15 protein-coding genes are annotated in these 17,094 nt (G+C 72.9%); 14 read left to right on the top strand and 1 reads right to left on the bottom strand.

The features are described from left to right. The first annotated feature begins 97 nt into the window (after positions 1 to 97). The 14 genes from guaA (at position 98) to AC1DP1_RS09725 (ending at position 15,476) form a co-directional block, all read left to right on the top strand. Entirely contained in the window at positions 98 to 1,675 is a 1,578-nt protein-coding gene (guaA, locus tag AC1DP1_RS09790) for a glutamine-hydrolyzing GMP synthase (protein WP_477506699.1), read from the top strand. Between the two features lie 32 nt (positions 1,676 to 1,707). Next, positions 1,708 to 2,091, top strand: coding sequence for a VOC family protein (locus tag AC1DP1_RS09785; RefSeq protein WP_457189086.1), 384 nt, complete (start codon positions 1,708 to 1,710; stop codon positions 2,089 to 2,091). A gap of 114 nt (positions 2,092 to 2,205) precedes the next feature. Next, on the top strand, positions 2,206 to 3,918 hold the full coding sequence (locus AC1DP1_RS09780; protein WP_457189088.1) for a sodium:solute symporter family protein: 1,713 nt from the start codon (positions 2,206 to 2,208) through the stop codon (positions 3,916 to 3,918). A gap of 13 nt (positions 3,919 to 3,931) precedes the next feature. Further along, positions 3,932 to 4,252 (top strand): hypothetical protein, encoded by a 321-nt coding sequence (locus tag AC1DP1_RS09775; protein WP_457189090.1) that lies wholly within the window; start codon positions 3,932 to 3,934, stop codon positions 4,250 to 4,252. Positions 4,253 to 4,272: 20 nt separating this feature from the next. After that, on the top strand, positions 4,273 to 5,532 hold the full coding sequence (locus tag AC1DP1_RS09770; RefSeq protein WP_477506698.1) for a DUF6986 family protein: 1,260 nt from the start codon (positions 4,273 to 4,275) through the stop codon (positions 5,530 to 5,532). Continuing rightward, positions 5,532 to 6,407: a factor-independent urate hydroxylase gene (gene pucL / locus AC1DP1_RS09765; protein WP_477506697.1), complete on the top strand. Its 876-nt coding sequence runs from the start codon at positions 5,532 to 5,534 to the stop codon at positions 6,405 to 6,407. Before AC1DP1_RS09770 ends, pucL begins: the two co-directional genes overlap by 1 nt. Further along, positions 6,404 to 6,898, top strand: a complete 495-nt coding sequence (uraD, locus tag AC1DP1_RS09760; RefSeq protein WP_477506696.1) for a 2-oxo-4-hydroxy-4-carboxy-5-ureidoimidazoline decarboxylase — start codon at positions 6,404 to 6,406, stop codon at positions 6,896 to 6,898. Before pucL ends, uraD begins: the two co-directional genes overlap by 4 nt. Next, entirely contained in the window at positions 6,898 to 7,218 is a 321-nt protein-coding gene (uraH, locus tag AC1DP1_RS09755) for a hydroxyisourate hydrolase (protein ID WP_477506695.1), read from the top strand. The genes uraD and uraH overlap by 1 nt, the downstream gene beginning before the upstream one ends. A gap of 2 nt (positions 7,219 to 7,220) precedes the next feature. After that, positions 7,221 to 8,579, top strand: coding sequence for an allantoinase AllB (allB, locus tag AC1DP1_RS09750; protein WP_477506694.1), 1,359 nt, complete (start codon positions 7,221 to 7,223; stop codon positions 8,577 to 8,579). Further along, positions 8,576 to 9,421 carry a bifunctional allantoicase/(S)-ureidoglycine aminohydrolase gene (locus AC1DP1_RS09745; protein WP_457189101.1) on the top strand — a complete coding sequence of 282 codons (846 nt, stop codon included), beginning with the start codon at positions 8,576 to 8,578 and terminating at the stop codon, positions 9,419 to 9,421. The genes allB and AC1DP1_RS09745 overlap by 4 nt, the downstream gene beginning before the upstream one ends. 107 nt (positions 9,422 to 9,528) lie before the next feature. Further along, on the top strand, positions 9,529 to 10,923 hold the full coding sequence (locus AC1DP1_RS09740) for a xanthine dehydrogenase small subunit (RefSeq protein ID WP_477506693.1): 1,395 nt from the start codon (positions 9,529 to 9,531) through the stop codon (positions 10,921 to 10,923). Further along, on the top strand, positions 10,920 to 13,295 hold the full coding sequence (gene xdhB / locus AC1DP1_RS09735) for a xanthine dehydrogenase molybdopterin binding subunit (protein ID WP_477506692.1): 2,376 nt from the start codon (positions 10,920 to 10,922) through the stop codon (positions 13,293 to 13,295). The genes AC1DP1_RS09740 and xdhB overlap by 4 nt, the downstream gene beginning before the upstream one ends. Position 13,296: 1 nt before the next feature. Further along, on the top strand, positions 13,297 to 14,112 hold the full coding sequence (gene xdhC / locus AC1DP1_RS09730; RefSeq protein ID WP_477506691.1) for a xanthine dehydrogenase accessory protein XdhC: 816 nt from the start codon (positions 13,297 to 13,299) through the stop codon (positions 14,110 to 14,112). Next, positions 14,109 to 15,476, top strand: coding sequence for a guanine deaminase (locus tag AC1DP1_RS09725; RefSeq protein WP_477506690.1), 1,368 nt, complete (start codon positions 14,109 to 14,111; stop codon positions 15,474 to 15,476). Before xdhC ends, AC1DP1_RS09725 begins: the two co-directional genes overlap by 4 nt. Here the strand turns inward: AC1DP1_RS09725 and aceB are convergent. Continuing rightward, positions 15,433 to 17,013 (bottom strand): malate synthase A, encoded by a 1,581-nt coding sequence (gene aceB, locus AC1DP1_RS09720; RefSeq protein ID WP_477506689.1) that lies wholly within the window; start codon positions 17,011 to 17,013, stop codon positions 15,433 to 15,435. The two genes, AC1DP1_RS09725 and aceB, sit on opposite strands and share 44 nt — an antisense overlap. Positions 17,014 to 17,094: the final 81 nt, after the last annotated feature.

Genomic DNA, 17,094 nt, shown 5'->3' with positions numbered 1-17,094 from the left:
GCTCGATCACCCTCCCTCCCCGATCGGGCCCTGGGGCGTTCCCCGCCCGGTCCCGGCCCGATCCCGGCCCAGCGGCACACGTCGATAGACTCGGCGCGTGACGCAGCCTGGAGAGCACGACCTGGTCCTCGTCGTCGACTTCGGGGCGCAGTACGCCCAGCTGATCGCGAGGCGGGTGCGCGAGGCCCGGGTCTACTCCGAGATCGTCCCGCACACGATGCCGGTGGCCGAGATGCTGGCCCGCAAGCCGAAGGCGATCATCCTGTCCGGCGGCCCGTCGAGCGTCTACTCCGAGGGCGCTCCGGGCATCGACGACCACGTCTTCACGGCCGGGGTGCCGGTCTTCGGGATGTGCTACGGCTTCCAGCTGATGGCCAAGGGGCTCGGCGGCGAGGTCGCCCACACCGGCGCGCGCGAGTACGGGCGTACGCCGGTCTCCGTCTCCGAGCCGGGCACCCTCCTCGAGGGCATCCCGTCCGAGCACAAGGTCTGGATGTCGCACGGCGACTCCGTCGCACGGGCGCCCGAGGGCTTCACCGTGCTCGCCTCGACCGAGGACACCCCGGTCGCCGCGTTCGAGGACGTCGACCGCGGTCTCGCCGGTGTCCAGTGGCACCCCGAGGTGCTGCACTCCGAGCACGGCCAGAAGGTGCTCGAGCACTTCCTCCACCACATCGCCGGCGCCCGCCAGACGTGGACCATGCTCAACATCGCGGAGGAGCAGATCGAGCGCGTCCGCGAGCAGATCGGCGACAGCGGCCTGGCGATCTGCGGCCTGTCCGGTGGCGTCGACTCGGCCGTCGCCGCGGCCATCGTGCAGCGCGCCATCGGCGACCGCCTGCACTGTGTCTTCGTCGACCACGGGCTGCTCCGTGAGGGCGAGGCCGAGCAGGTCGAGCGCGACTTCGTCGCCGCGACCGGTGTCAACCTCCACGTCTTCGACGCGCGCGACACCTTCCTCGCCGCCCTCGCCGGTGTCACCGACCCGGAGGAGAAGCGCAAGATCATCGGTCGCGAGTTCATCCGCGCGTTCGAGGCCGCCGAGGTGCAGGTGCTCGGCGAGGCGGCCGAGCACGGCGACAAGGTCGGCTTCCTCGTGCAGGGCACGCTCTACCCGGACGTCGTCGAGTCCGGCGGCGGTGCCGGCACCTCCAACATCAAGTCGCACCACAACGTCGGCGGCCTGCCCGAGGACCTCGAGTTCGCGCTCGTGGAGCCGCTGCGCACCCTGTTCAAGGACGAGGTCCGCCTCGTCGGCGAGCAGCTCGGCCTGCCCGCCGAGATGGTGTGGCGCCAGCCGTTCCCCGGCCCCGGCCTCGGCATCCGCATCATCGGCGAAGTGACCGCCGACCGGCTCGACATCCTGCGCCGTGCCGACGCGATCGCCCGCCAGGAGCTCACCCGCGCCGGCCTCGACCGCGACATCTGGCAGATGCCGGTCGTGCTGCTCGCCGACGTCCGCTCCGTCGGAGTCCAGGGTGACGGCCGCACCTACGGCCACCCCGTCGTGATCCGCCCGGTGACCTCCGAGGACGCGATGACCGCCGACTGGGCACGCCTGCCCTACGACGTGATGGAGCGCATCTCCACCCGCATCACCAACGAGGTGGCCGAGGTCAACCGGGTCACCCTCGACATCACCTCGAAGCCCCCGGGCACCATCGAGTGGGAGTGAGCTGGCCCGACCCCAAGGTCTAGGGTCGCGACATGCCGCGCGCGCTGCACCACCTGGACCTCTGGGTCGCCGAGCTCGCCACCGCGGAGGGGGAGTGGGCGTGGCTGCTCGCCGCGTGCGACTGGCAGCGCGAGGAGGGGGCGCTGTCGTGGGTGCACCCGGACGGCACCTACCTCTTCATGGAGCACTCGCCCGACCAGCACGGCGAGCACGACCGGTTGCGGCCGGGGGTGAACCACCTCGCCCTCACGGTCGAGACCCGGGCCGAGCTCGACCGGGTGCGGGCGGAGTCGACCGAGCACGGCTGGCACGAGCTGTACGCCGACCGCTACCCGCACGCCGGTGGCGAGCAGCACGTCGCGCTCTACCTCGAGAGCTCGGAGGGCTTCGAGGTGGAGGTCGTCGTCGGCGACTGACCACGCGAGCCGCGGGCCGAACGACCCACCACGGGGTGGTCGCGCGGAACGACGCGAGAGGTCTAGGTTGCTGCGTGGCCCAACTGAACCACCGCTGACCCCTCGGAGGCACGCGTGTCCGACACCTTGATCGACGCGACCTGGCTGGACTACCTGCTGGTCGCGATCTACTTCGGCTTCGTGCTGGGCATCGGCGTGATGGCCCGGCGGTCCGTGTCGGACTCGATCGACTTCTTCCTGTCCGGCCGATCACTGCCGGCGTGGGTGACGGGCCTGGCCTTCATCTCCGCCAACCTCGGTGCGGTCGAGATCATGGGCATGTCCGCCAACGGTGCGGAGATCGGGCTCCCGACAGTCCACTACTTCTGGGTCGGCGCGGTGCCGGCGATGCTGTTCCTGGGCGTCGTGATGATGCCGTTCTACTACGGCTCGAAGGTCCGCTCGGTCCCGGAGTTCATGTTCAAGCGGTTCGGCACCGGGGCCCACCTGGTCAACGCCATCAGCTTCGCCGTGGCCCAGCTGCTCATCGCGGGCGTCAACCTCGCGCTGCTCGCGGGCATCCTCCACGCGCTGCTCGGCTGGCCGATCTGGATCGCGCTCGTCGTCGCCGGCGCGATCGTGCTGTCCTACATCACCCTCGGCGGCCTGAGCGCCGCGATCTACAACGAGGTGCTGCAGTTCTTCGTCATCGTCGCCTCGCTGCTCCCGCTGACCCTCCTCGCGCTTCACCGCGTCGGCGGCTGGGACGGCCTCAACGACAAGATCACCGCCGCGGCGAACAACGCACCGGCCTCCGCGGAGGTCGCCCCGGCGAGCCAGCAGCTCGAGTCGTGGCCCGGGCAGGCCCTCTCCGGCTTCGACTCCTCGTTCTTCTCGGTGGTCGGCATCGTCTTCGGTCTCGGGTTCGTCCTGTCCTTCGGCTACTGGACGACCAACTTCGTCGAGGTCCAGCGGGCGATGGCATCCGACTCGCTCTCCTCGGCCCGCAAGACGCCGATCATCGGGTCCTTCCCGAAGATGTTCATCCCCTTCATCGTGATCGTCCCGGGCATGGTCTCCGCGGTCCTGGTGCAGGAGATGATCGACCTGAAGAACGGCGGCACCCCCGCGGGCGGGGCGAGCGGTGACGGAGTGGCGTACAACGACGCCCTGCTGCTGCTGATGCGGGACGTGCTGCCCAACGGCCTGCTCGGCCTGGCGATCGCCGGTCTGCTCGCCGCCTTCATGGCCGGCATGGCCGCCAACATCTCGGCGTTCAACACCGTCTTCTCCTACGACCTGTGGCAGCGCTACATCCGCAAGGACCACAGCGACGACTACTACCTCCGCATCGGACGCCTCGCCACCGTCGCGGCGACCATCATCGCGATCTTCACCGCCCAGATCGCCATGGGCTACGACAACGTCATGAACTACCTGCAGACGCTCTTCGGGTTCTTCAACGCGCCGCTGTTCGCGACCTTCATCCTCGGCATGTTCTGGAAGCGGATGACGCCGACCGCGGCGTGGGTCGGCCTCGTCGCCGGCACCGTGTCGGCGGTCGCCGTCGACCGTCTGGCGGCCGCCGGTGTCATCGACCTGCCGGGCCAGGGCGCGGCCTTCCTCGCCGCGTCCACGGCCTTCGTCGTGGACCTCGTGCTCAGCATCGTCGTCTCCCTGGTGACGAAGCCCAAGCCCGCCTCCGAGCTCAAGGGTCTCGTCTACTCCGAGACGCCGAGGGAGGACCGCATCGATCCCGAGGAGGCGTCCTACCCGTGGTACCGCCGCACGGTCCCGCTCGCCGCCATCTCGCTCGTGATGGTCATCATCCTCAACGCCGCCTTCTGAGAAAGGGGCCACCATGTCCGACACCTCTGGCACGTCCGACAATGCCGCCGCTCCGCACAAGGCCGGCGCCTTCGACATCCGCAACATCATCGGCGCCCTCATGGGCCTCTACGGCGTCATCCTGACGCTCGCCGGGTTGTTCGGCGACCCCGAGCTCGAGAAGACCGGAGGGGTCAACGCCAACCTGTGGACCGGGCTGGCTCTGATCGTGGTCGCCGCGGTCTTCCTCGGGTGGGCGCGCCTCCGGCCCATCGTCGTGCCGGAGAAGTTTGACCGGCCCGACGACGACCCGACCCGCCCGGCGCCGCAGCGGAAGCGCCCCCCGGCACAGTGACGCGGGTCTAGGGTCTCCGCATGGAGAGCCTCGACCACCTCGTCGGTGGCCTGACGAGCGAGCTCGACACGCGTCTGGCGGACGTCGACGCCCTGCTCGCGGCGCGCTACCCCGGTGAGCGTGCGGGACGCCAGCCCGTGCACACGGTCTACGTCCCCGCCGACCGCTTCCACCCCGACCTGGTGGGCGACCACGGTGCCGCCGCACTCGCCGCGACAGACGAGCACGCCGACCGGTTGCTCGAGCTCGTCGACGACGACCGTGACCTCGTCGACCGGGTGCGCGCCAAGCTCCGGCGCGAGCCCGTCGAGGACCTGCGCATCGACTTCGAGGACGGCTACGGCACCCGCTCCGACGAGGATGAGGACGGCGACGTACGACGAGCAGCTGCCGGGCTGCGCGCCGCGCTCGACGCCGGGACCGCCGCGCCCTTCACCGGCATCCGGTTCAAGGGGTTCGAGGCGCCCACCCGCAGCCGCGGCCTGCGCACCCTCACGCTCTTCCTGGCCGGGCTCGTCGAGGACGGCCCGCTGCCGGAGACCTTCGTCGTCACGCTGCCCAAGGTGACCGCGGTCGAGCAGGTAGAGGCACTCGTCCACGTCGCCGCGCGGCTCGAGGGCGAGCTGGGCCTCGACGACGGCGCCCTGCGCTTCGAGATCCAGGTCGAGACGCCGCAGTCGATCCTCGGCCCGGACGGCAGCGCCCTCGTGGCCCGCATGGTCCACGCGTCCGGTGGCCGCTGCACCGGCCTGCACTACGGCACCTACGACTACTCGGCCTTCTGCGGCATCGCCGCGGCCCACCAGAGCCTCGAGCACCCCGTCGCCGACCACGCCAAGGCGGTCATGCAGGCCGCGGCGGCCGGCACCGGCGTACGCCTCTCCGACGGCTCCACCAACGTGCTGCCGGTCGGCACGCCGGACGACGTGGCGGCCGCCTGGGCCAACCACCTGCGACTGGTCCGCCGCTCGCTCGCGCGCGGCTACTACCAGGGGTGGGACCTCCATCCGGCCCAGCTGCCGACGCGCTTCGCGGCGACGTTCGGGTTCTACCGCGACGGGCTCGCGTCGGCGGCGGGCCGGCTGCGCACCTACGTCGAGCGCCGGGACTCCGGCGTCCTCGACGAGCCGGCGACCGCACGCGCGCTCGCCGACTTCCTGCTACGCGGGATCGACTGCGGCGCCCTGTCGCAGACCGAGGTGACCGAGGGGACCGGGCTGGACGCGCATCGGCTCGCCGGGCTGGCGCACCGCGCCACGGAGACAGGAGGCAGTGGCTGATGAGCACGCGAGAGGGCACGGGAATCGTGCTGGGACCGAACCGCTACGGCAAGGCGGAGTCGCGCGTCGTGCGCATCGTGCGCGACACGGCGCGTCACGAGATCCACGACCTCAACGTGTCGACCTCGCTGTACGGCGACTTCGCCGCCGCACACACCGACGGCGACCAGTCGCAGGTGCTGCCGACCGACACCCAGAAGAACACGGCGTTCGCGTTCGCCAAGCGGCACGGGGTCGCCTCGCCCGAGGACTACGCGATCGCGCTCGGCACCCGCCTGCGCGAGGCCACGCCGGCCGCGGACGGAGTCGTGGTGCAGGTCGAGGAGTACGCGTGGGACCGGATCCCGGTCAACGGCTTCGGCCACGACCACGCGTTCGTGCGCCGTGGCGGCGAGGTGCGCACCGCGGCGGTGGAGGTGACGTCGTCGGGACCGTCGGTGACCTCCGGGCTCAAGGACCTGGTGGTGCTGAAGTCCACCGGCTCGGAGTTCAAGGGTTTCCTCCGCGACGACTACACGACGCTCCCCGACGCCGACGACCGCATCCTCGCGACCGCGCTCCGTGCCGACTGGCACCACCGGGACGGCGCGCGGCCGGACTGGAGCACGTCGTACGAGTCGGTGCGGGCGCTCCTGCTCGAGACCTTTGCGACGACGTACAGCAGGGCCCTGCAGGAGACGCTCTACGCGATGGGCCGGGCCGTGCTCACCGCCCACGAGGACATCACCCGGATCGCCTTCTCCGCCCCCAACAAGCACCACTTCCTGGTGGACCTCGAGCCGTTCGGGCTGGACAACCCGGGCGAGGTCTTCATCGCGGCGGACCGCCCCTACGGGCTGATCGAGGCCGAGGTCGTGCGGGAGGGGACGGCGTGAACGTCCCACGCTTCAACAGCGCGACCGACGAGGACGCCCGCCGGGTGCTGCTCACCTGCCTCGACGCGCCGCAGTGGGCCGACCGCGTGCTCGCCGGCCGGCCCTACGACACCGTCGGCGAGGTCGAGGCCGCCATGGTCGCGGCGTCCGCTGCCATCTCCGACGGGGAGCTCGAGCAGGCGCTCGCGCGGCACCCGCGCATCGGCGAGCGCGCCGACGCGGGCAGGCACGACGCCGACCACTCCACGCGCGAGCAGTCCGGTGTCGACCGGGACGACGCCGACCTGGCCCGGCGCCTCGAGGAGGGCAACCGGGCCTACGAGGACCGCTTCGGCCGGGTGTTCATCGTCCGGGCCGCGGGCCGCAGCGGCACCGACATCCTCGAGCACCTGCAGCAGCGCCTCGACAACAGCGACGAGCTCGAGCGCGCCGCGACCATCGACCAGCTGACCCAGATCGCGGTCCTGCGAATGAAGGAGGCGTTGTCCTGATGGCCTCGCTGAGCACCCACGTCCTCGACACCGCGAGCGGACGTCCAGCCGCGGGCCTGCGGATCACCCTGGAGTCGGCCGACGGCAGCGTCCTCGCCGAGGCACTCACCGACGACGACGGGCGGATCGGGGCCCTCGCCGCGGACCTGGCGGCGGAGGACCACGTCCTGCGCTTCGACACCGGCGCGTGGTTCGCCGCGCAGGGCGCTGCCGCCTTCTACCCCGAGGTGGTCGTCACCTTCGCCGTCGGGAACGACGAGCACTACCACGTCCCGCTGCTGCTGAGCCCCTTCGGCTACTCGACCTACCGAGGCAGCTGAGCATGGCCGAGCAGTCCGCGGCGGAGACCCTCGTGCGGGCCGGCCGCGCGGTCGTCGACGGAGCCGAGCGGTCCGCTTCCGTCCGTCTCCGCGACGGGGTCGTCGTCGCGATCGGTGCGTACGACGCCGACGCCGCGGGCGCGGAGGTGGTCGTGCTGGCCGACGACGAGGTGCTGCTGCCGGGGCTCGTGGACACCCACGTCCACGTCAACGAGCCGGGTCGCACCGACTGGGAGGGCTTCGCCAGCGCGACCCGCGCCGCGGCTGCCGGTGGTGTCACGACGATCGTCGACATGCCGCTCAACAGCATCCCGCCGACCACCACGGTCGCTGCGCTCGAGGCGAAGCGGGCAGTCGCCGCCGACCAGGCCTGGGTCGACGTCGGGTTCTGGGGCGGCGCGGTCCCGGGCAACGTCGCCGACCTGGCGCCCCTCCACGACGCTGGGGTGTTCGGCTTCAAGTGCTTCCTGCTCGACTCCGGCGTGGAGGAGTTCCCCCACCTGGCGCCGGCCGAGCTCGCCGACGCGATGGCGGAGGTCGCGCGGATCGGCTCCCTCATGGTCGTGCACGCCGAGGACGCCGACGAGGTCACCGAGTGCGCCCACGGTGCGGCGTACCGCGGCTTCCTGGACAGCCGGCCGGACGCCGCGGAGGAGCGCGCGATCGCGCTCGTCATCGAGACCGCGCGGCGCACGGGTGCCCGCGCCCACGTCGTGCACCTCAGCGCCTCAGGTGCCGTGCCGGCGCTGCGGGCCGCCCGGGCCGACGGCGTCGACCTGAGCGTGGAGACCTGCCCGCACTACCTCTTCTTCGAGGCCTCCTCGATCGCCGACGGCGCCACCGCGCTCAAGTGCTGCCCGCCGATCCGCGACGCGACCAACCGCGACGCCCTGTGGCGGGCGCTCGTCGAGGGCGACATCGACCTCGTCGTCACCGACCACTCGCCGTGCACCGCCGACCTCAAGCGCCAGGAGACGGGCGACTTCGCCGACGCCTGGGGTGGGATCGCCTCGCTCCAGCTGGGCCTGCCGGTCGTCTGGTCCGGCGCCCGCGAGCGGGGCGTACCCCTCGCGGAGGTGGTGCGCTGGATGGCCACCGCCCCGGCCCGCCGGGTGGGGCTGGCCGGCAAGGGCGAGATCGCCGTGGGCGCCGACGCGGACCTCTGCGTCTTCGCGCCCGACGAGGAGTGGGTCGTCGACGCGGCGGCGCTGCACCACAAGAACCCGGTCACGCCCTACGCCGGGCGTACGCTCACCGGCACCGTGCGCGCGACCTGGCTGCGCGGACGACGGGTCGACCTGTCGGGCCCGCCGCGTGGCCGGCTGCTGAGGAGAGGGCTGACGAGAGGGGTGGCGCGATGACGTACTGGGTCCCGAGGGGCGGGCTGCCGCCGCAGGCCGACCTGACGACCGGCCAGTCCGGTCGTGCGGTCTTCACCGAGTCGTACGCCGTGCTGCCGCGCGGCACCATGACCGACATCGTCGCCAGCCGCCTGCCGCACTGGGACGACACCCGGCTGTGGGTGATCGCCCGGCCGCTGTCCGGCTTCGCCGAGACCTTCTCGTGGTACGTCGTGGAGGTGGCGCCGGGCGGCGGGACCGAGCGGCCCGACGACGACCCCGACGCGGAGTCGGTGCTCTTCGTCGTCGGCGGGCGGGCCACGCTGACCGTCGGCGACGGAACCCATGCGCTCGAGCCAGGCAGCTACGCGTTCGTGCCGCCGGGGACGACGTGGACGCTGCGCAGCGACGGGGCCGATGGCGAGCCGCTGACCTTCCACTGGATCCGCAAGGCCTACGAGCGGGTCGACGGCATCGAGGTGCCCGAACCGTTCGTCGTCCACGAGGACGACGTCGCGGCCGAGCCGATGCCCGACACCGACGGCGCATGGGGCACCCAGCGCTTCGTCGACCCGCTCGACGTGCGGCACGACATGCACGTCAACATCGTCGGGTTCGAGCCCGGGGGAGCGATCCCGTTCCCGGAGACCCACGTGATGGAGCACGGCCTCTACGTCCTCGAGGGCAAGGCCGTCTACCTGCTCAACCAGGACTGGGTCGAGGTGGAGGCGGGCGACTTCATGTGGCTGCGCGCCTTCTGCCCCCAGGCCTGCTACGCCGGCGGGCCCGGCCGGTTCCGCTACCTGCTCTACAAGGACGTCAACCGGCATCCGAGGCTGCACCCGAAGTCCGCACCGATGTGACCCGGTTCACGTAGGATGGGCGGTGGCAGGTCGTCGTTCGGCATGGACAACCGGCGACCCGTGACTCCCTGAACCATGCGACGTCTGCGCTGCCGAGGGGAGAGCACGTGCCGGATCCGCAGGTCACCGTCAACGGGCAGCCGCGCCCGCTCGCCGGGACGCCCACCCACACCAACGCGCTCGACTTCCTGCGCGGCCTCGGGCTCACCGGCGCCAAGGAGGGCTGCGCGGAGGGCGAGTGCGGCGCCTGCGCGGTGATGGTCGCCCGCCCCGACGGGGCCCGGAGTCGCTGGACGCCGGTCAACGCCTGCCTGGTGCCGGCGCTCGCGCTCGACGGGCAGGAGGTCGTCACCGCTGAGGGGCTCGGCACGCCCGAGCGGATGCACCCGGTCCAGGCCGGGCTCGCCGCCGCAGGCGGCTCCCAGTGCGGCTACTGCACGCCGGGCTTCGCCTGCTCGATGGCGGCGGAGTACTACCGGCCCGACCGCGAGGCAGGGCCCGAGGGGTTCGACCTGCACGCGATCGCCGGCAACCTCTGCCGCTGCACCGGCTACCGCCCGATCCGCGACGCGGCCCGCGCCCTCGACGGTCCCGCACCCGCAGACCCCCTGGCCGAGCGGCAGGCGACCCCCGCGCCGGCGGTGGTGCCGACCCGGGTCGACGGGTTCGCCCGCCCCGCCGACCTCCCCGAGGCGCTCACGCTCCTGGCCGACCACCCCGACGCCGTGCTGGTCGCCGGGTCGACCGACTGGGGCGTGGAGGCCAACCTGCGCGGCCGCCGGGCCTCCTACGTCGTCGCGGTCGACCGGCTGCCCGAGCTGCGCGGGGTCTCGACCGGCGGGCCGGTCGAGATCGGTGCTGCACTGACCCTGAGCGAGGTGGAGGCCGCGCTCGGCGACACCGTGCCGCTGCTCGCGGAGGTCTGGCCGCTCTTCGCGTCGCCGCTGATCCGCAACGGCGCCACCATCGGCGGCAACCTCGCGACCGCGTCGCCGATCGGTGACCTCGCGCCCGCCCTGCTCGCCCTCGACGCGACGCTGCTGCTCGCCTCCACCACCGGTGACCGGGAGGTCGCGCTGGCGGACTTCTTCACCGGCTACCGCGAGACCGTGCTGCGGCCAGGCGAGCTCGTCCGGGCCGTCCGGGTGCCGATGCCGCTCGCCGCGCACACCACGTTCCGCAAGATCGCCAAGCGGCGCTACGACGACATCTCCAGCGTCGCCGTCGCGGCCGCCCTCGACGTCGTCGACGGCACGGTCGTGAGGGCCCGCATCGGCCTCGGCGGCGTCGCCGCCACGCCCCTGCGTGCCCGTGCCACCGAGGCCGCGCTCGAGGGACGGCCGTGGACGAAGGAGACGGTCGAGGAGGCCTCCCGGGTGCTGGCGGGGGAGGGCACGCCGATCGACGACCAGCGGGCCAGCGCCGCCTACCGCTCGGCGATGCTGGGCAACGCGCTGAGGGCGTGGTGGGCCGAGGACTGGGACGAGGGGGAGCGCCAGTGAGCCATCTCTCCGAGCGCCCCGGCGACGCGGTCGTCGGCCTCGCCCTGCCCCACGAGAGCGCGGCTCTGCACGTCACCGGCCACGCGCTCTACACCGACGACCTGGTGCACCGCACGCCGCACGTCCTGCACGCCCACCCCGTCTGCTCGCCCCACCCGCACGCCCGGGTCACGCGGGTCGACACCTCCGCGGCCCTGGCCGTCCCGGGGGTCGTCCGGGTGCTGACCGCGGACGACGTCCCCGGCACCAACGACGCCGGCGTGAAGCACGACGAGCCGCTGTTCCCCGACGTCGTGATGTTCGTCGGGCACGCGGTCTGCTGGGTGCTGGGCGACACCCTCGAGGCCGCGCGCGTCGGCGCGGCCGCGGTCGAGGTCGACTACGAGCCGCTCCCCGCGATCGTGTCGCTGACCGAGGCGATCGACGCCGAGCACTTCCAGGGCGGCCGGCCCGTCGTCGCCCGCGGTGACGTCGAGGCGGGCCTGGCCGGTGCGACCCACGTCTACAGCGGCGTCACGGAGATGGCGGGGCAGGAGCACTTCTACCTCGAGACCCATGCCTCGCTCGCCCTCGTCGACGAGAGCGGCCAGGTGTTCGTGCAGAGCAGCACGCAGCACCCGAGCGAGACGCAGGAGATCGTGGCGCACGTGCTCGGCCTCGACAGCCACCACGTGACCGTGCAGTGCCTGCGGATGGGCGGCGGCTTCGGCGGCAAGGAGATGCAGCCCCACGGCTTCGCGGCCGTCGCCGCGCTGGGTGCCGTCCTCACCGGCCGGCCCGTGCGCCTGCGCCTGAGCCGCACTCACGACATGACGATGACCGGCAAGCGCCACGGGTTCCACGCGCAGTGGCGGGTCGGCTTCGACGACGACGGGCGGCTGACCGCGCTCGAGGCGACCCTGACCTCCGATGGCGGCTGGAGCCTCGACCTCAGCGAGCCGGTGCTGGCGCGGGCGCTGTGCCACGTCGACAACGCCTACTGGATCCCGCACGTGCTCGTCCACGGCCGGGTGGCGCGCACCCACAAGACGTCCCAGACCGCGTTCCGCGGCTTCGGCGGGCCGCAGGGGATGCTGGTGGTGGAGGACATCCTCGGCCGCTGCGCCCCGCTGCTCGGGATCGACCCGGTCGACCTGCGCCGGCGCAACTTCTACGTCGACGGCCAGGCCACGCCCTACGGGCAGGTGGTCCGCCACCCCGAGCGGCTGGCAGCTGCCTGGGAGCAGGTGCTCGCCGACGGCGACGTCGTACGCCGTCGCGCGGAGGTGGCGGCCTTCAACGCCGCCCACCCCCACCGCAAGCGTGGCCTCGCGGTGACGCCGGTGAAGTTCGGTATCTCCTTCAACTTCACCGCCTTCAACCAGGCCGGTGCACTGGTGCACGTCTACAAGGACGGGTCGGTGCTGATCAACCACGGCGGCACCGAGATGGGCCAGGGGCTGCACACGAAGATGCTGCAGGTCGCGGCCACCACCCTCGGCGTACCGCTCGCGAAGGTCCGCGTCGCACCCACCCGCACCGACAAGGTGCCCAACACGTCCGCGACCGCGGCCAGCTCCAGCACCGACCTCAACGGCGGCGCGGTCAAGGACGCCTGCGAGCAGGTCCTGGCGCGCCTGCGCGAGGTCGACGCGGGCCGCGGCCTGGCATGGGAGGAGCTGGTCCGCGAGGCCTACTTCAGCCGGGTGCAGCTGTGGGCGGCCGGTTTCTACCGCACCGAGGGCATCCACTGGGACTCCACGCAGATGAGCGGCCACCCGTTCAAGTACTTCGCCTACGGCGTCGCGGCGGCGGAGGTCGAGGTCGACGGCTTCACCGGCGCCCACCGCACCCGGCGGGTCGACATCGTGCACGACGTCGGAGACAGCCTGTCCCCGCTCGTCGACATCGGCCAGGTCGAGGGCGGCTTCGTGCAGGGAGTGGGCTGGCTGACGATGGAGGACCTGCGCTGGGACGAGTCCGACGGTCCCGGGCGTGGCCGGCTCACCACGCAGTCCGCCAGCACCTACAAGCTCCCGAGCCTGGGCGAGCTGCCCGACGAGCTGAATGTCGCCCTGCTCGAGCACGCGCACGAGGACGGCGCCGTCTACGGCTCGAAGGCGGTCGGTGAGCCGCCGCTCATGCTGGCCTTCGCGGTCCGTGAGGCACTGCGCGAGGCGGTCGCGGCGTTCGGACCGGGGGGCGCCAGCGTCGAGCTCGCCTCCCCGGCCACGCCCGAAGCGGTCTTCTGGGCGGCGGAGCGTGCCCGGGGTGCGGCCCCCGACCACGTGGTCGAGGGCCTGCCGGGTGTCGTGCCCGACCGGCCGGACCCGGCGGCGCCGGCCCTCCACCCGCGGTCCGAGCAGGCGGCCCGCGCGGCGGGGGAGGCCTGACGTGCACTGGTTGGGAGCGGTCGAGAGGCTGCGGGAGCAGCGGCTGGCCGGGGTGCTGGTCACGATCGCGGACGTCCGCGGGCACGCCCCTCGTGACGCCGGATCCAAGATGGTCGTCTCGGCGGAGGCGGCGTGGGGCAGCGTCGGTGGCGGCAACCTCGAGGAGACGGCCCTCGCCCGCGCCCGGGCGATGCTCGACGAGGGGACCGACGCCCCGGAGCAGCTCGTCCTCGGCCTCACCGACAAGGCGCGCACCGACCACGGTCGCCAGTGCTGCGGCGGCGAGGTCACCCTGCTGCTCGAGCCGCTGCCGGTGGTGGGGTCCGTGGCGATCTTCGGCGTCGGCCACGTCGGGCTCCAGCTCGCGCGGATCCTGGCGGCCCACGACCTCGACCTCCACCTCGTCGACTCCCGCCCGGGCCTGCTCTCCGACGAGCGTCTGGCGCTGCCGGCCGACGGGGCGGCGCGGGTGCGGGTCCACCACTCGCCGGTCCCCGAGCTGGCGCTCGGAGCGGTCCCGGCCGGCACCCACGTCCTGGTGATGACCCACGACCACGCCGAGGACTTCGCCCTCTGCGACGCCGCCCTGCGCTGCACCCACCTCGGGTCGGTCGGGCTGATCGGCTCGGCCGCCAAGTGGGCCCGCTTCCGCACCGGCCTCGCGGTGGAGGGTCACGACGGGGCCACGATCGACCGGATCCGCTGCCCCATCGGGCTGCCCGGTCCCTCCTCCAAGCTGCCGGCCGCGATCGCCGTCTCGGTGGCCGCCGAGCTGATGGACCTCCTCGCCGCCGACCGCACGCGGGTCGCCAGATGAGTGGTGCGGGGGTCGTCTACCGGGCCCGCGCCTACGACGCTCCCGACGACCCGTTCACCACGGGCGGCCCGGCGTTCCGCTACGACGACGACCTCGGGCTCGCCGTCTCCGACGACGGGGTGATCACCGACCGCGGCCCGTTCGCGTCGGTGGCAGCCTCGCGCCCCGACGCGCCCGTCATCGACCTCCGGTCCGGCCTGCTGCTGCCCGGTCTGGTCGACACCCACGTCCACTTCCCCCAGGTGCGGGTGATCGGTGCCCTCGGCATGCCGCTGCTCGAGTGGCTCGAGCGGTGCGCCCTGCCGGAGGAGGAGCGCCTCGCCTCGACGTCGTACGCCGCCACGGTGGCCGGCGAGCTCGTGGCCGGTCTCGTCGCCGCGGGCACGACGACGTCGCTGGTCTTCGGGTCCCACTTCGCGCCGGCGATGGACGCCCTCTTCACCGAGGCCGAGCGGTTCGGGCTGCGGATGACCAGCGGGCTCGTGGTCAGCGACCGCGTGCTGCCCGAGCCGCTGCTCACCACGCCCGAGCGGTCCCACGACGAGGCCGTCCGCCTGGCCGGGGACTGGCACGGCCGGGGCCGGCTCCGCTACGCCGTCACGCCGCGCTTCGCGCTCTCGGCCTCCGACGCGATCCTCGCTGCGTGCGCCGACGTCCTCGCCGCTGTCGACGGCGCCTGCTTCACCTCCCACGTCAACGAGAACAACGCCGAGGTCGCCACGGTCGCCGACCAGTTCCCGCACCGGGACCACTACGTCGACACCTACGACCACCACGGCCTGCTGGGCGGCTGCTCGGTGCTGGCGCACAACGTGCACCCGACCGACGCCGAGCTCGACGTGCTGGCGGCCCGGGGCACCGCGGTGGCCTACTGCCCGACCAGCAACGCCGCCCTCGGCTCCGGGATGTTCTCGCTGCGGCGCCACGTCGCGGCGGGCGTGCGCGTCGCGCTCGGCAGCGACGTCGGTGCGGGCACCGGGTTCTCGATCTTCAAGGAGGGCCTGCAGGCCTACTTCCTGCAGCACCTGCTCGGCGCCGACGGGCTGCCGCTGGCCGCGGGCCACCTGCTGCACCTCAGCACCGCGGCGGGCGCGGCAGCGCTGGGCCTCGGCGACGTGACCGGCGACCTGAGCCCGGGCAAGCAGTTCGACGCGATCTGCGTGCGACCGCCGGTCGGCACCGCGCTCGACATCGGGCTGCGGCACGCCGGGTCGCCGGAGGAGGCCCTCGGCAAGGTGTTCGCGCTCGCCGGTGACGCCGACGTCGCCGACGTGTGGGTCGGCGGCGACCAGGTCGCCTCCGGCGGGTTCGTCCGGCCGGTCAGTCGCCCCGCGCCAGCAGGACGTCGTACGCCTGCAGGGTGAGGAAGTCGGGGAAGTCCTCGCCCAGTGCGCAGTCGACGAAGAGCCGGCGGGCGTCGTCGTCGACCGCGCCGCCGAGGGCCTCGTGCTCCTCGGCGACCATCCGCTCGACGAGCTCGCGCGTGATCACCTCGCCCGAGGCCAGGGTGGCGCCGTTGTGGACCCACTGCCACACCTGCGAGCGGGAGATCTCGGCGGTGGCGGCGTCCTCCATGAGGTTGTCGATGCCTGCGGCGCCGTTGCCCGACAGCCAGGCGTGGAGGTACTGCATGCCGATCCGCACGTTGCCGCGCAGCCCGGCCTCGGTGCGCTCGCCGGGCGTCTCACCGACGGCGAGCAGGTCGGCGGCCGAGACCGCCACGTCGTCGCGGAGCACGTCGAGCTGGTTGTCGCGGCCGTCGAGGACGGCGTCGAAGACCTCCTCGCACAGCGGCACCAGGTCGGGGTGGGCCACCCACGATCCGTCGAAGCCGGCGCGGGCCTCGCGGGTCTTGTCCTCGCGCACCTTGGCGAAGGCGCGCTCGTTGACCTCGGCGTCGCGCCGGCTCGGGATGAAGGCCGCCATCCCGCCGATCGCGAAGGCGCCGCGTCGGTGGCAGGTCCGCACGAGGAGGTCGCTGTAGGCGGCCATCATCGGCGCCGCCATGGTCACCGCGTTGCGGTCGGGGAGGGTGAAGCCGGGACCGGCGTCGCGGAAGTTCTTGATGATGCTGAAGAGGTAGTCCCAGCGGCCGGCGTTGAGCCCGGCCGCGTGGTCGCGCAGCTCGTGGAGGATCTCGTCCATCTCGAAGGCCGCCGTGATGGTCTCGATCAGGACGGTCGCCCGCACCGAGCCGTGCGGCACCCCGAGCGCCGCCTCGGCGTGGGTGAAGACGTCGTCCCACAGCCGCGCCTCGAGGTGCGACTCCATCTTCGGCAGGTAGTAGTAGGGCCCGCTCCCGGCGGCCAGCAGCTCGCGGGCGTTGTGGAAGAAGTGCAGGCCGAAGTCGACCAGGGCCGCGACCACGGGACGGCCGTCGGCGGTGAGGTGGGCCTCGTCGAAGTGCCAGCCGCGGGGGCGGGGGAGGACCACCGGGGTGCTCGCCGGGTCGGCGACGGCGTACTCCTTGCCCTCGGGGGAGGTGAAGGCGAGGCGTCCGCGGACGGCGTCGCGCAGGGTCAGCTGGCCGCCGACGACGTTGCGCCAGTGCGGGGTGTTGGCGTCCTCGAGGTCGGCGAGCCACACCCGCGCGCCGGAGTTGAGGGCGTTGATCGCCATCTTCGGGTCGGTCGGACCGGTGATCTCGACGCGGCGGTCGCGCAGGTCCGCGGGCACGGGCGCGACCGTCCAGTCGGACTCACGCACGTCCGCCGTCCCGGGCAGGAAGTCGAGCCGGCCGGTCTGGGCGATCTCCTCGCGCCGGCTCCGGCGGGCCGCGAGCAGCTCGTCACGACGCTCGTGGAAACGGGCGTCGAGGTCGGCCACGAAGGCGAGCGCCTCGGGGGTGAGCACCTCCTCGGACCTCGGCACGGGCGGGGCGGACACGTCGAGGCCGGTCATGGGCGCCACGCTAGCCGTCGGGGCTCTCCGGTGGTCCAGTCCACAGCAGCCCCACGAGCCCGTTTCGGTAACGAACCGGCA

It is taken from the genome of Nocardioides sp. P4_G10, from assembly GCF_056401175.1.
This window is presented reverse-complemented; position numbering and strand designations above follow the sequence as displayed.

Excerpts from the sequence above, each read along its gene's own strand:
- uraH (WP_477506695.1), top strand. The coding sequence starts at position 6,898 with ATGGCCTCGCTGAGCACCCACGTCCTCGACACCGCGAGCGGACGTCCA.
- AC1DP1_RS09775 (WP_457189090.1), top strand. The coding sequence starts at position 3,932 with ATGTCCGACACCTCTGGCACGTCCGACAATGCCGCCGCTCCGCACAAG.
- pucL (WP_477506697.1), top strand. The coding sequence starts at position 5,532 with ATGAGCACGCGAGAGGGCACGGGAATCGTGCTGGGACCGAACCGCTAC.
- AC1DP1_RS09745 (WP_457189101.1), top strand. The coding sequence starts at position 8,576 with ATGACGTACTGGGTCCCGAGGGGCGGGCTGCCGCCGCAGGCCGACCTG.
- AC1DP1_RS09725 (WP_477506690.1), top strand. The coding sequence starts at position 14,109 with ATGAGTGGTGCGGGGGTCGTCTACCGGGCCCGCGCCTACGACGCTCCC.
- aceB (WP_477506689.1), bottom strand. The coding sequence starts at position 17,013 with ATGACCGGCCTCGACGTGTCCGCCCCGCCCGTGCCGAGGTCCGAGGAG.
- allB (WP_477506694.1), top strand. The coding sequence starts at position 7,221 with ATGGCCGAGCAGTCCGCGGCGGAGACCCTCGTGCGGGCCGGCCGCGCG.
- AC1DP1_RS09770 (WP_477506698.1), top strand. The coding sequence starts at position 4,273 with ATGGAGAGCCTCGACCACCTCGTCGGTGGCCTGACGAGCGAGCTCGAC.
- AC1DP1_RS09785 (WP_457189086.1), top strand. The coding sequence starts at position 1,708 with ATGCCGCGCGCGCTGCACCACCTGGACCTCTGGGTCGCCGAGCTCGCC.